Raw genomic sequence first — 13,471 nt, forward strand, 5'->3', positions numbered from 1 at the left:
CGATGCGCGCCATTCCGACCGCTCTGGCCGCCCATCTCGAAGGGACCGCCACGACCTTGTGCCATTGCTGGAGCCTGACCCGACGCGACGGGCTCGTGCTCGGCTTCACCGATCACGACCGCGACCTGAGTTTCGACGGCATCGTCTTCGCCGCCAGCACCGGACTTGAGGCGGCCGAAACCGCGGCCGAACTCGGCTTCGCCATCGGCGGCGGCGAGGTCTCGGGCGCCTTTGCCGCAAGCGGGCTCAACGAGGCCGATCTGTCGCGCGGGCTCTACGACGATGCGCGCGTTTCGGTCTGGCTGGTCAACTGGGCCTCTCCAGACCAGCGCCTGCTGCTGGAAGCCGGCTTCGTCGGCGAGGTCCGGCGCGGCGATACCGGCTTCACCGCCGAGGTGAGAGGGCTCGCAAAGGCATTCGACGAGGAGCGCGGCCGGCTCTACACCCGCTCCTGCGCCGCCGATCTCGGCGATGCGCGCTGCGGCGTCGCATTGTCTCCGGTCGAGGCTGTCGTCGCAACGAGCGACGGCCGGCTCGGGCTGACCGCGCCGGGGCTGGGCGCCTATGCCGACGGGTATTTCACCGGCGGGAGGCTGGTCTTCACCAGCGGCGCCAATCTCGGCTTCGTCACGGAGGTGAAGCGCCATTCCGGCGCCGATGGGCTCGTCGCGATCGAACTCTGGCAGGCGTCGCCCGCCGCGATCGCCGTCGGCGACGCCTTCATGCTGACGCCCGGCTGCGACAAGACCTTCGAGACCTGCCGATCGAAATTTTCAAACGGAATCAATTTTCGCGGCTTTCCGCATATCCCCGGCAACGACTTCATCATCGGCGGCGTGAAACCGGGAGACGGGCAACTCGACGGCGGGAGTCTGTTTCGATGAGCGCCGGGCTCGTCACGCAAGCGCGCATCGTCGAGGCGGCCCAGGCCTGGCTCGGCACGCCCTATCACCACCAGGCCTCGCTGCGCGGCGTCGGCTGCGACTGCCTCGGGCTGATCCGCGGCATCTGGCGCGATCTTTATGGCAGCGAGCCGGAATTGCCGCCGCCCTATTCGCAGAGCTGGGCAGAAAGTCTCGGAGGGGACAGGCTTGCCGCCGCAGCCTTGCGGCATCTGCGGCCCCTATCCGACGCCGGCGAGGCCCTGCCCGGCGACGTTTTGCTGTTTCGCTGGCGCGCGCATCTGCCGGCCAAGCACTGCGCCATCCTGAGCGCGCCCGACCGCATCATCCACGCTCATGACGGCGCGCAGGTGAGCGAGGTCGCCTTCACGGATTGGTGGCGGCGCCATCGCAGCCACGCCTTTTCCTTTCCGGAGCTCGCAGACTGATGGCCACGCTTCTTCTCCAGGTCGCCGGCGCCACGATCGGGACGGCGCTGGGCGGGCCGATCGGCGGCGCGATCGGGCAGGCGCTCGGCGGCATCGCCGGCAGCCGGATCGACCAGGCCCTTCTCGGCGGCGAGGGCGGCAGCCGCGCCGTCGAGGGGCCGCGCCTGAAGGAGATCGGCGGGCTTGCCTCGACCGAGGGCGCAGCCGTCCCGCGCCTCTACGGCCGGGCGCGGCTCGGCGGCCAGTTGATCTGGGCGACGCGCTTCGAGGAGGAGATCAAGGTCACCGTCTCGCGCACGAAATCCGGCGGCAAGGGCGGGCGCTCGCAGAAGACGACCGAGACCACCTACAGCTACTACGCCAATCTCGCGATCGGGCTGTGCGAGGGGCCGATCGCCTTCGTGCGCCGGATCTGGGCCGATGGCCGCGAGATCGATGTCGCGACGATCGCCATGCGTGTTCATCACGGCCATGAGAGCCAGGAGCACGACCCATTGATCGCGGCCAAGGAAGCGGGCGCGGCGCCGGCCTATCGCGGCCTCGCCTATGTCGTGTTCGAGCGCTTTTCGCTCGGCGACTATGGCAATCGCGTACCGCAATTCTCCTTCGAGGTGGTGCGGGCCGTCGAGGGGCTCGGCGGCATGATCCGGGCCGGGACCCTGATCCCGGGCGCCGGCGAGTTCATCTACGAGACGCGCGCCGTCAGCCACGAGCCGGAACCCGGCGTCACCGCCAGCCAGACCCGCCACCAGCTCTATGGCGGTGCCGATGTCGATACCGCGCTCGGACATCTGATGGAGCTCTGCCCGGCGCTGCGTCGCATCTCGCTCGTCGTCTCCTGGTTCGGCGACGATCTGCGCGCCGGGCATTGCACGCTCGCGCCGCGCGTCGAGATCCCGCACAAGCCGACCATCGGCGCGGAATGGTCCGCCGCCGGACTGTCGCGCGCCACGGCCCTTATCGTCAGCCAGGTCGACGGCCGTCCGGCCTTCGGCGGCACGCCCTCCGACGAGAGCGTGATCGCGCTGATCCGGCGCCTGCGCGATGCCTATGGGCTGGAGGTCGTGCTCTATCCCTTCGTTATGATGGACATCCCGACTGGCAACGGCCTCATCGACCCCCAGACCGGGCTCGCCGGACAGCCGGCCTATCCCTGGCGCGGCCGCATCACCTGCAACCCCGCGCCTGATGCCGAGGGCAGCGCGGCGGCCGATGCGCAGATCGCCGCCTTCATCGGCACAGTTGCGCCAGCGGACATGGCGCTTGCAGGCGAACAGATCCTCTGCGCCAAGCCGGACGAATGGAGCTATCGCCGCCTCGTCATGCACGCCGCGATGCTGGCTCAGGCGGCAGGCGGCGTCCACGGCTTCGTCCTGGGCTCGGAGCTGATCGGCCTGACGCATGTGAGAGGCGAGGCCGGCTATCCCATGGTCGACGGGCTGGTCGATCTGGCTCAGGACGTGCGGACGCTGCTGCCCGACACTAAGCTGACCTATGCCGCCGACTGGACGGAGTATGGCGCCGATGTCCGCGATGACGGCGACGACATCCGCTTTCCGCTCGATCCGCTCTGGGCCTCGCCCGCCATCGACGCGATCGGCATCGACTGGTATCCGCCGCTTTCGGACTGGCGCGACGGCGGCGGCCATGCCGATGCCGCGATCGCCGGCGGACCGGCCGATCTCGCCTATCTGCGGTCGCGCCTGAATTCGGGCGAGGCCTATGACTGGTATTATGACGATGCTGACGGACGCCTCGCGCAGGACCGGCTGCCGATCGAGGATGGGGCCTACGACAAGCCCTGGATCTTCCGCCCCAAGGACCTCGTGAACTGGTGGAGCCAGCCGCATGTCGAGCGCGCGGGGGGCGTCGAGACCACAGCCACCTCATTCGTGCCCGGCGCCAAGCCGATCTGGCTGACCGAGATCGGGCTGCCGGCGATCGACAAGGGCGGCAATGCCCCAAACGCCTTCGTCGATCCGAAATCGGCCGAGGACGCCTGGCCGCATTTCTCCAGTGGCGCGCGCGACGATCTGGTGCAGGCGCGCGGGCTGGAGGCTATCATCTCCGGTTTCGATCCGGCGCGCGCGGGCTTCGACCCGGCCCGCAACCCGGTTCATCCCGTCACCGGCATCCGCATGGTCGATCCCGCCGGCATCTTCGTCTGGACCTGGGATGCCAGGCCGTTCCCGGCCTTCCCCGATCTCAACGCGATCTGGGCCGACGGCGCCAATTACGACACCGGGCACTGGATCAACGGACGCATCGAGGGCACGCCTGTCGACCGCCTGCTGCGCGCCATCCTCGCCGATTTCGGCCTGCCGGCGCCCGACGAGGTAACGCTGGACGGCTTCGTCGATGGCTATGTGATCGAGCGCCCGATGTCGGCGCGCCAGGCGCTCGACTCGCTGGCGCAGGCCTTCGGTTTCGATGCGACGATGAGCGCTGGCCGGCTCGTCTTTCGCGGCCGGGGCGGCAAGGTTGTGCGCGCGCTCGGCCTCGACGATCTGCTGCTCGATCGCGAGGGGCGCCCCTACGAACTGCGCCGCGCCCAGGAAAGCGAATTGCCGCGCGAGCTGCGGCTCTCCTTCAGCGATGGCGACGGCGACTATCGCGCGGCGGCCGCGCGCTCGCGCCGGCTCGCGGGCGCCGCCCGTCGAGAGATCGGTGTCGAGACCGCGATCGTGACGCGCCCGGCCGAGGGTCAAAGGCTGGCCGACCAGCGCCTGCAGGAGGTCTGGGCCGGCCGCGAGACGCTGGAACTCGACCTGTCGCCACGCTGCATCGACCTCGAACCCGGCGATGTCGTCTCGCTCGCGATCGACGGCAGCGATCGGCTGTTCCGCCTGACCCGGATCAGCGACGGGCCGAGCCGCAAGGCGAGCGCGCGGGCCGTCGAGCCGGCGATCTACCGGACGGCAGGGGCACGTGGGCCGGCCCGCATCCCGCGCGCCGCTCCGGCATTGCCCGGCCGCCCGATGGTCGTGCCGCTGTCCCTGCCGATCGTGCGAACCCAGCCGCCGCCCTTGCTGTCGTTGGCAGCCTTCGCGTCGCCCTGGCCGGGCGCGCTCGCTGTCTGGCAGGCAGACGACGCCGGCGTGTTCTCGCCGCTCAGCTTGATTGAGGCGCCTTCCATCGTCGGCGAGACGCTGACCGCGCTGCCGCCGGGGCCGCTCTGGCGCAGCGATCGCCACGCGACGCTCGACGTCAGGCTGCGCGGCGGCGTGCTCTCCTCCGTGCCGCCGGAAGCGGAGCTCGGTGGGGCCAATGCGCTTGCCTTGTTGGATGCCGACGGCACGGTCGAGATCGTCACGGCCTCGCGCGTCGAACTCATCGGCGAGCGCATCTTCCGGCTGTCGGGCTTCGTCCGCGGCATAGGCGGCTCCGAGGCGGCGGCATCGCGCACGCTGCCGGCCGGGTCGCGGGTGGTCGTCCTCGACGGTGCCGCCGTTCCGCTGACCAGCGACGTTTCCGATCTGGGCATGGTCCGGCGTTACCGGATCGGGCCCGTGCAGAGCGATATCGGCGATCCGACGATGGCCGAGGTCGAGGCAAGCGTGACCGGGGCGGCACTCGTCCCCTTCGCTCCCGTCCGGCCGCAGGCGCGGCGCACGGTCGCCGGGATCGAACTGCGCTGGATCAGGCGCACGCGAATCGACGGCGATTCCTGGGACATCGCCGATGTGCCGCTCGGCGAGGACAGCGAGCGCTATGTGGTCGGCGTGCTGAACGGGACGGAGCCGTTGCGGCAGGCGGAGACGGCTGCGCCATCCTGGCTCTACCCCGCTGCGCTCGAACTCGCAGATTTCGGTGCGCCGCAGGCCGATATCGACCTCGTCATCGCACAAATCAGTGTGGTCGCGGGGAGGGGGCACGAATGGCGTGGACGGATCGCGGTGCGCTGACATACTCTGCGCAGGCCACAACCTGCGATAGCGCCGACGCCTCGGCGGGTTGCCTATTCATGGCGCGTTCAGTTGTTCGGGACTAGCGCATGTCGATGATGCCCTTCGAACCGATCCTCGCCGTCGCCTTGCTGGCCGCGCCCTTGCCGATCGTCAGGATCGACGATCCGGCGCCGATTTCCTGTCTGTCGGCCGACGAGACGCGCGAGGCGGTGTCGGATGGCCGCGTCATGCAGCCGGCCCAGGCCTCGCTGCACGCCAGGAACGCGGCGCCCGGCGAGGTATTGCGGATACGCCTCTGTCGCCAGGGCGACGAATTCGTTTATGTGGTCACAACGCTGAAGCGCGACGGCCGCGTTGCGCGGGTCACGCTTGAAGGCCAGTCCGGCAAGGTCGCGACGATACGCTGACGGGATCGTCCCCGCCGGGATGTCGCCGAAGATCTCATCCACAGGAGCAAGCCGACCGTGAGACTGCTCGTCGTCGAGGACGACAAGGACCTGAACCGCCAGATCGTCACCGCGCTGGAGAATGCCGGCTATGCCGTCGACAAGGCGTTCGACGGCGAGGAAGGGCTGTATCTCGGCGAGACCGAGCCCTACGACGCCGTCATCCTCGATCTCGGCCTGCCCAAGGTTGACGGCGTCGCCGTTCTGCAGGGCTGGCGTCGGGTCGGGAAATCGATGCCCGTGCTGATCCTGACGGCGCGCGACCGCTGGAGCGACAAGGTCTCGGGGTTCGACGCGGGCGCCGACGACTATGTCGTCAAACCGTTCCATATCGAGGAACTGCTGGCGCGCGTGCGGGCCTTGCTGCGCCGCGCGGCGGGACATGCCACCTCGGAACTGATCTGCGGCCCGGTCCGCCTCGATACGCGTGCGAGCCGCGTCGTCGTCGACGGCAATCCGGTCAAGCTCACCTCGCACGAATACCGCCTGCTCGCCTATCTGATGCACCATCAGGGCAGGGTGGTCTCACGCACCGAACTGGTCGAGCATCTCTACGACCAGGATTTCGACCGCGATTCCAACACGATCGAGGTCTTCGTCGGCCGCCTGCGCAAGAAGCTAGGCGTCGACATCATCGAGACCATCCGTGGTCTGGGTTACATCGCCGCGGCCCCCGAGAAGGTCTGATCCGGTCCGATGCCGTTCCGGTCGCATCGCTATTCGCTCGGCGCGCGGCTGTTCATCTCGGCAGCGATCTGCTGCGCGCTGGTGCTGATCCTCGCCGGCTTCGGCCTGACGACATTCTACCGCCGCTCGGCCGAGCGCGGTTTCGACGAGCGCCTCAGCGTCTACATCAAGGAACTCGTCGCCGATCTCGCCGCCCCGCCCGAGACCGAGCGCCAGGCGATCGGCGACCTCGGCGAGCCACGTTTCGACCTGCCGCTGTCGGGCTGGTACTGGCAGATCATGCGTCTGGACGGCGAGCGGCCGAGCGTGCGCGCGTCGCGCTCGCTGGTCGGCGGGCAGCTGCCGAAGCTGCTCGACCAGGAGATTGCGCCGAACGCGCGCGGCCTGCGGGAAAGCTACATCTCCGGCCCCGACGACCGCTCTCTACGGATTCTCGAACGCGAGATCGACGTCGGTGAGGACGGCCGGTTCACCGTCGCGGTCGCGGCTCCGACCGACGAGATCGATGGGGACATCCGCGATTTCCGCTTCGCCCTGACCATGACGTTTTTGCTTCTGGGGCTGGCGCTCGTCGCCTCCACCATCATCCAGGTCCGCTTCGGTCTGCGACCGCTCGTGCGGCTCGGCGCCGCCGTAGGCATGGTGCGCACTGGCGAGACGCCGCGCATCGTCGGGAAGTACCCGCCCGATCTCGCTCCGCTGGCCGGCGAACTCAACCAGCTCATCGACGCCAACCGCGAGATCCTGGAGCGCGCCCGCACGCAGGTCGGCAATCTCGCCCACGCGCTCAAGACGCCGCTCAGCGTGATGCTGAACGAGGCCGAGGCCGGCACGGGGGATGGCCAACTGCCGCAAACGGTGAAGGCCCAAGCCGCAGTGATGCGCGATCAGGTCCAGTATTATCTTGATCGGGCCCGCGCCGCGGCCTTGTCGGGCGCGCTCGGCGGCGTCACCGAGGTCGTGCCCTCGCTCGACGCACTGATCCGGACCTTCACCAAGATATCACAGGAGCGCGGCATCGTCGGCACGCATCTCGTGCCGCAGGGCGTGAAGTTTCGCGGCGAGCAGCAGGATTTCGAGGAGATGCTCGGCAACCTGCTCGACAACGCCTTCAAATGGGCGCGTTCGCGGGTCGAGGTCGGGTTTGTGCCCGCAGCCGAGACGAGCGAAGGGCGTTTCGTTCTCCTGATCGACGATGACGGGCCGGGATTGCCCGACGACGCCATGGCTGTCGTCCTCAAGCGCGGCCGCAGGCTGGACGAGACCACGCCGGGCTCCGGCCTCGGACTTTCCATCGTGCAGGATCTCGCCAGGCTCTATGGCGGCGAGGTCATGCTGCAGCCGTCGCCGCTGGGGGGGCTCAGGGCGCGCCTCGTGCTGCCCTCGGTGTGAGCAAAGCCGGCGCGTGACCCTTTGTCGCCATCTTCGGACATGAAGCGAGCCTCGTGATTGGCTAAGAACGCAGAATGCTGATCTGGATCATCTTCGCGGCCATGACCGGAGCGGCGGTTTTCGCGCTGCTCTGGCCTTTGGGGCGCAGGCATCCCGGCGCCTTCGCCGATACGGCCGATGCGACCAGCCTGTACCGCGCCCAATTGGGCGAGATCGATCGCGACCTCGACCGCAAGTTGATCGGACCCGCCGATGCCGACGCGGCCAGGGCCGAGGCTGCACGCCGCCTGTTGCGGGCGGCCGGCACCGAGGATGGCCCGACCGGGGAGACGGAATCTTCGCTGCGCCGCCGGCGGGCCAGCTCGGCGCTGGCCCTGTCCTGCGTGCCGTTGCTGGCGCTGCTGACCTATGGCGCCTTCGGATCGCCCGACGCGCCCGACCAGCCGCTCGCGGCGCGCCTGCAGAGCGACCCCTCCCGGCAGGATTTCGAGGTCGCGCTCGCCCGCATCGAGACCCATCTCGCCGCCAATCCCGACGATGCGCGCGGCTGGTCGGTTCTCGCACCGATCTATCTCCGGCAGGGTCGCTATGAAGAGGCGGTCCGGGCCTTTTCGGCGATCCTGCGCCAGAATGGACAGGATTCCGATGCGCTGGCCGGGCTCGGCGAGGCGCAGACGCTGGTCGCAGGAGGCGTCGTGACCGTTATTGCGCGCGAAAACTTCGCCGAGGCAGTCAGGCGGGATGCCGGTAATGCGCGCGCGCGCTACTTCCTCGCCGTCGCCAAGGAGCAGGACGGCGATGCCCCCGGCGCGATCGCGGCGCTGCGCGACCTGCTCAAGGATGCGCCGGCAGATGCCGGCTGGGCGGAGGCTGTCCGCCAGCGTCTGCAGGCGCTCGAGGCTGACGATGCCGGACGGGCGATCGCCGGCTTGCCCGCCCCCGACCAGCAGGCGGCGATCCGCGGCATGGTCGCAGGACTCGCGGAACGCCTGAAACAGAGTGGTGGAGATCTGGAGGACTGGATGCGGCTGATCCGTTCGCAGACGGTGCTGGGCGAGGCGCAGGCCGCACGCGAGGCCGTTTCGACCGCACGCCGGCGCCTCGCACCGGACGTGAATGCAATCGCCCGGATCGATACGCTGGCCGCCGAACTCGGCCTCGGGGCGACCGCGCCATGAGCGTCGCGGGTCAGCCCCATCCTGTGATCGCCCGCCGACGCCTGACCCGCAAACAGCGCCGACTTGCGCTGATCGGCGCGGCGGGGCTCGTGTTGTGCGTGGCCGCGGGTCTCGTGCTCGTGGCGATGCGCGACAGCATCGTCTTCTTCTATGGCCCGACCGAAATCGTCGAGAAGGGTCTGGCGCCGGGCACCCGTATGCGGCTCGGCGGTCTTGTCGAGACGGGTTCGCTCGAACGCGGCCCGGGCCAGCGCATCGCCTTCTCGATCACCGACAGCAAGACCACGGTCAGGGTCCGCTATGAGGGCCTGCTGCCCGATCTGTTCCGCGAGGGGCAGGGCGTCGTCACCGAAGGAGTCTTCGAGGGCGCCGGCAGTTTCAAAGCCGATTCGGTGCTCGCCAAGCACGACGAGACCTACATGCCGCGCGAGGTCGCCGACACGCTGAAGAAGCAGGGCCATTGGCAGCCGGGCGGCACGCCACCGACCAAAACCCCGTCCACGCCATGAGGCGCGCATGATCGTCGAGATCGGCCATTTCGCGCTGGCGCTGGCGCTGGGCGTCGCCGTCGTGCAGGCGCTGGTGCCGCTGTGGGGTGTGGCGCGGCACGATCGCGCGCTCGCCTCCGTCGGCTCGACGGCGGCGATCGCTTGCTTTCTGCTGGTCGCCCTGTCGTTCGGCGCGCTCGTCGCCTCCTATGCGCGCTCCGACTTCTCGGTCGCGAACGTCATGGAGAACTCCCATTCGGCCCAGCCGCTGATCTACAAGCTGACCTCGACCTGGGGCAATCACGAAGGCTCGATGCTGCTCTGGGTGCTGATCCTGACGCTGTTCGGGGCGCTTGTCGCGCTGTCGCGGCGCTCGCTGCCGGCGCGGCTCCGGGCGGGAACGCTGGCGGCCCAGGGCATGGTCACGGTCGCCTTCCTCGCCTTCACGCTCCTGACCTCGAACCCGTTCCGCCGGCTCGTGCCGGCCCCGGCCGAGGGGCAGGATCTCAATCCGATCCTGCAGGATCTCGGTCTCGCGATCCATCCGCCGCTGCTCTATGTCGGCTATGTCGGCTTCTCGATAACCTACGCCTTCGCGGTCGCGGCCCTGATCGATGGGCGGATCGATGCCGTCTGGGCCCGCGCCGTGCGCCCCTGGACGCTGCTCGCCTGGGTCTTCCTGACGCTCGGCATCGCGATGGGCTCCTACTGGGCCTATTACGAACTCGGCTGGGGCGGCTGGTGGTTCTGGGACCCGGTCGAGAACGCCTCGCTGATGCCATGGCTTGCCGGCACCGCCTTGATCCATTCGACCGTGGTGATGGAGAAGCGCGATGCGCTCAAGGTCTGGACGATCCTGCTTGCGATCCTGACCTTCTCGCTCTCGCTTCTAGGCACCTTCATCGTCCGCTCCGGCGTGCTGACCTCGGTCCACTCCTTCGCCAGCGACCCGCAGCGCGGCCTCTTCATCCTGGCGATCCTGATCTTCTTCGTCGGCGGCTCGCTGGCGCTCTTCGCCTGGCGCGCGCCCTTGCTCAGGCAGGGCGGGCTGTTCGCCCCGGTCTCCCGCGAGGGCGCGCTCGTCGTCAACAACGTCTTCATCGCGACCTCCTGCGCCACGGTCCTCATCGGCACGCTCTATCCGCTGGTGCTGGAGATGGTGACGGCGGACAAGATCTCGGTCGGGCCGCCCTTCTTCAACGCGACCTTCGTGCCCCTGCTGGTGCCGCTGCTGCTGGTCATGCCGCTCGGCCAGTCGCTGGGCTGGAAGCGTGGTGACCTGCTCGGCGCGGCTCAACGCATGGCGGCGGCCTTCGGGCTGGGAATCCTGGCAGCTGTCGGCGTGCTCGCCTGGATGCGCGGCGGCCCGGTTCTGGCGCCGCTCGGCATCGGCCTCGGCGTCTTCCTCGTGGCCGGCGCGGCCTTCGATCTCGGCGAGCGTGTCGCAGCGCGTGCAAGCGGCTTTTCGGCGATGCTGTCGCGAGCCAAGGGGCTGCCGCGCTCGGCCTGGGGCACCGCCTTCGCCCATGCCGGCGTCGGCCTGAGCGTCATCGGCATCGCAGCGGCCGCCTGGAGCACCGAGGCGATCGGCGTGCTCAAGCCCGGCGAGCGGCTGACCAGCGGGCGCTACACCATCGTGCTGGAATCGATCGTGCCGCGAGCCGGCCCGAATTTCCGGGCGGAGGTGGCGCGCTTCCAGCTCTTCTCGGGCGACCGCGTGCTCGGGCCGGTCGAGGCCGGCAAGCGCATCTACACGGCGCGCGCCATGCCGACGACCGAGGCCGGCATCCGCACCGACGGGTTGAGCCAGGCCTATCTCAGCCTGGGCGAGCCGCAGGGCGATGGCGGCATCGCGGTCAGGCTCTACGACAAGCCGCTGATCCTGCTGATCTGGATCGGCGCGATCGTGATGGCGTTTGGCGGCGCGCTCTCCCTCTCCGACCGGCGATTCAGGCTGGCCGCGCCCAAGCGCGCCATGCGCCCGCCTGCCACTGTGCAGCCGGCCGAATGACAAAGATGCGGCGCTTCGCTCTTTTCATGCTGATAGGGCTTGCCGGTGCCGGGCCGGCGCTGGCCGTCCAGCCCGACGAGATCCTCCCCGATGCGGCGCTGGAGCAGCGGGCTCGCGCGATTTCGGGTGGGTTGCGCTGCCTCGTCTGCCAGAACCAGTCGATCGACGAATCCGATGCCCCGCTCGCGCGCGATCTGCGTATCCTTGTGCGCGAGCGACTGCAGACGGGCGACAGCGACGGCGCCGTGCGCGATTTCGTCGTGGCGCGCTATGGCGAGTTCGTGCTGCTGAGCCCGCCCTTGTCCTGGCGGACGGCAGCCCTCTGGAGCGCGCCCTTCCTGATCCTGATGACGAGCCTGGCCTATATCGGCCGGCGCAGCCGCCGCATGGCCGCGCCTGTCTCCCCCACCACGCCGCTCTCCGACGACGAGCGCCTGCGCATCGACAGGTTAATGCAGGACTAGCGGCGGGATGGGTTGGGCCTGAACCACCTTCGTCATTCCGGGGCGGCCCGAAGGGTCGAGCCCGGAACCCATAAACTCAGGTGGCGCCAGAAAACGCGCCGGAGCTGATCACTTTATACGACACGCGCAGTGCGTATGGGTTCCGGGCTCTTCGCTGCGCGAAGCCCCGGAATGACGGCGGTTGCTCCCCGCAGACGATTATCGGTCAGCGTCCTCGGTCTATGCGCCTTGAAAGAAATCCAACCTTACGAAATCGTCATCTTCGCGCCAAATCCGCGTAAGGAGCGCTCCGTCATGGTCCTCGGCAACGGCAGGGAAGGCCCGGCCCGTTTTCGAGGTTTCAGCCATGACGACATCGACCAGCTCAAAGTCCATCCTCAAGCGCGGCATCATGATCGCCGGCGCTGCGACCCTCGGCATCGGCCTGGCGGCCGGCCTCGCCGACGGCGCGCTCAAGTTGGATCACCCCGCCTTCGCCCAGCCCATCCAGCTTTCGGGCGTCCAGTCGTCGCTTCCCTCCTTCGCCGACATCGTCGAGAAGGTGAAGCCGGCGGTCGTTTCGGTCCGCGTCAAGACGCAGGCCGTCGCCGCCAACGACGAGGGACAGGACAATCTGGAGGATCTGCCTCCGGGATTGCGCCGCTTCTTCCGCGAGGAAGGCCCCCGGCAGGGCCGGCCGCAGCCGCGCCAGGGCATGTCCCAGGGGTCGGGCTTCTTCGTCAGCCAGGACGGCTATGTCGTGACCAACAATCACGTCGTCCAGAATGCTGTCGAGGTTCAACTCGTCACCGATGACGGCAAGACGTTCGATGCCAAGGTGGTCGGCACCGATCCGCGCACCGATCTCGCCTTGCTCAAGGTCAAGGACGGCGGCAGCTTCCAGTATGTCCAGCTTGCCCCGGCCAAGCCGCGCATCGGCGATTGGGTGCTGGCGGTCGGCAATCCCTTCGGACTCGGCGGCACCGTGACCGCGGGCATCGTCTCCGCCCAGGGCCGCGACATCGGCTCGGGCCCCTATGACGACTACCTGCAGATCGATGCGCCGGTGAACAAGGGCAATTCCGGCGGGCCGACCTTCAACCAGAAGGGCGAGGTCGTCGGCGTCAACACCGCGATCTTCTCGCCGTCCGGCGGCAGCGTCGGCATAGCCTTCGCCATCCCCGCCTCGACCGTCGAGCAGGTCGTCGATTCCCTCAAGAAGGACGGCTCGGTCGCGCGCGGCTTCATCGGCGTGCAGATCCAGCCCGTGACGGGCGAGGTCGCCGAGGCGATCGGCCTCAAGGATGCCAAGGGCGCGCTCGTCGCCGAGGCGCAGAAGGACGGACCGGCGGCAAAGGCGGGCGTCAGGCGCGGTGACACCATCATCGCCGTCAACGGCGAGAAAGTGGTCGATGCGCGCGACCTGTCCCGCAAGATCGCCAAGTTCGCTCCCGGCACCAAGACGAGCCTCACCGTCTGGCGCGACGGCAAGGAACGCCAGTTGAGCTTCGAGGTCGGGCGTCAGCCCGCCGCGTAAGGGAGGCGGGCTGGCTGGTGTTTCGGTATGAGTCGCCCCCGCCGGGACATC

At 68.8% G+C, this 13,471-nt stretch carries 11 protein-coding genes; all 11 read left to right on the plus strand.

Annotation, left to right across the window (positions count from 1 at the left end):
• Positions 1-2 precede the first annotated feature (2 nt).
• Positions 3-884, plus strand: a complete 882-nt coding sequence (locus AXW83_RS02000) for a DUF2163 domain-containing protein (protein ID WP_066610166.1) — start codon at positions 3-5, stop codon at positions 882-884.
• The gene (locus AXW83_RS02005; protein ID WP_066610168.1) at positions 881-1,330 is read left to right on the plus strand and encodes a C40 family peptidase; all 450 of its coding nucleotides are present in this window, start codon (positions 881-883) and stop codon (positions 1,328-1,330) included. Before AXW83_RS02000 ends, AXW83_RS02005 begins: the two co-directional genes overlap by 4 nt.
• Positions 1,330-5,235 carry a baseplate multidomain protein megatron gene (locus AXW83_RS02010; RefSeq protein ID WP_066610170.1) on the plus strand — a complete coding sequence of 1,302 codons (3,906 nt, stop codon included), beginning with the start codon at positions 1,330-1,332 and terminating at the stop codon, positions 5,233-5,235. Before AXW83_RS02005 ends, AXW83_RS02010 begins: the two co-directional genes overlap by 1 nt.
• Positions 5,236-5,324: 89 nt before the next feature.
• Complete coding sequence (locus AXW83_RS02015; RefSeq protein ID WP_066610172.1) at positions 5,325-5,645, plus strand: PepSY domain-containing protein; 321 nt, start codon at positions 5,325-5,327, stop codon at positions 5,643-5,645.
• 57 nt (positions 5,646-5,702) lie between these two features.
• Complete coding sequence (locus tag AXW83_RS02020) at positions 5,703-6,371, plus strand: response regulator transcription factor (RefSeq protein ID WP_066610175.1); 669 nt, start codon at positions 5,703-5,705, stop codon at positions 6,369-6,371.
• A 9-nt stretch (positions 6,372-6,380) separates the two neighbouring features.
• Positions 6,381-7,763 carry a sensor histidine kinase gene (locus AXW83_RS02025; RefSeq protein ID WP_066610177.1) on the plus strand — a complete coding sequence of 461 codons (1,383 nt, stop codon included), beginning with the start codon at positions 6,381-6,383 and terminating at the stop codon, positions 7,761-7,763.
• 74 nt (positions 7,764-7,837) lie between these two features.
• Positions 7,838-8,941 (plus strand): c-type cytochrome biogenesis protein CcmI, encoded by a 1,104-nt coding sequence (ccmI, locus tag AXW83_RS02030; RefSeq protein WP_066610180.1) that lies wholly within the window; start codon positions 7,838-7,840, stop codon positions 8,939-8,941.
• Between the two features lie 41 nt (positions 8,942-8,982).
• Positions 8,983-9,450: a cytochrome c maturation protein CcmE gene (gene ccmE, locus AXW83_RS02035; protein ID WP_066619656.1), complete on the plus strand. Its 468-nt coding sequence runs from the start codon at positions 8,983-8,985 to the stop codon at positions 9,448-9,450.
• A 7-nt stretch (positions 9,451-9,457) separates the two neighbouring features.
• A complete protein-coding gene (locus AXW83_RS02040) occupies positions 9,458-11,440 on the plus strand; it encodes a heme lyase CcmF/NrfE family subunit (protein WP_066610184.1) in 1,983 nt (660 codons plus the stop codon).
• A gap of 5 nt (positions 11,441-11,445) precedes the next feature.
• Positions 11,446-11,904: a cytochrome c-type biogenesis protein gene (locus tag AXW83_RS02045; protein WP_066610186.1), complete on the plus strand. Its 459-nt coding sequence runs from the start codon at positions 11,446-11,448 to the stop codon at positions 11,902-11,904.
• Positions 11,905-12,250: 346 nt separating this feature from the next.
• Positions 12,251-13,420, plus strand: a complete 1,170-nt coding sequence (locus AXW83_RS02050; protein WP_066610188.1) for a trypsin-like peptidase domain-containing protein — start codon at positions 12,251-12,253, stop codon at positions 13,418-13,420.
• Positions 13,421-13,471: the final 51 nt, after the last annotated feature.

This window comes from Bosea sp. PAMC 26642, assembly GCF_001562255.1.
Lineage (GTDB): Bacteria > Pseudomonadota > Alphaproteobacteria > Rhizobiales > Beijerinckiaceae > Allobosea.

Excerpts from the sequence above, each read along its gene's own strand:
- AXW83_RS02000 (WP_066610166.1), top strand. The coding sequence starts at position 3 with ATGCGCGCCATTCCGACCGCTCTGGCCGCCCATCTCGAAGGGACCGCC.
- AXW83_RS02005 (WP_066610168.1), top strand. The coding sequence starts at position 881 with ATGAGCGCCGGGCTCGTCACGCAAGCGCGCATCGTCGAGGCGGCCCAG.
- AXW83_RS02010 (WP_066610170.1), top strand. The coding sequence starts at position 1,330 with ATGGCCACGCTTCTTCTCCAGGTCGCCGGCGCCACGATCGGGACGGCG.
- AXW83_RS02015 (WP_066610172.1), top strand. The coding sequence starts at position 5,325 with ATGTCGATGATGCCCTTCGAACCGATCCTCGCCGTCGCCTTGCTGGCC.
- AXW83_RS02025 (WP_066610177.1), top strand. The coding sequence starts at position 6,381 with ATGCCGTTCCGGTCGCATCGCTATTCGCTCGGCGCGCGGCTGTTCATC.
- ccmI (WP_066610180.1), top strand. The coding sequence starts at position 7,838 with ATGCTGATCTGGATCATCTTCGCGGCCATGACCGGAGCGGCGGTTTTC.
- AXW83_RS02040 (WP_066610184.1), top strand. The coding sequence starts at position 9,458 with ATGATCGTCGAGATCGGCCATTTCGCGCTGGCGCTGGCGCTGGGCGTC.
- AXW83_RS02045 (WP_066610186.1), top strand. The coding sequence starts at position 11,446 with ATGCGGCGCTTCGCTCTTTTCATGCTGATAGGGCTTGCCGGTGCCGGG.
- AXW83_RS02050 (WP_066610188.1), top strand. The coding sequence starts at position 12,251 with ATGACGACATCGACCAGCTCAAAGTCCATCCTCAAGCGCGGCATCATG.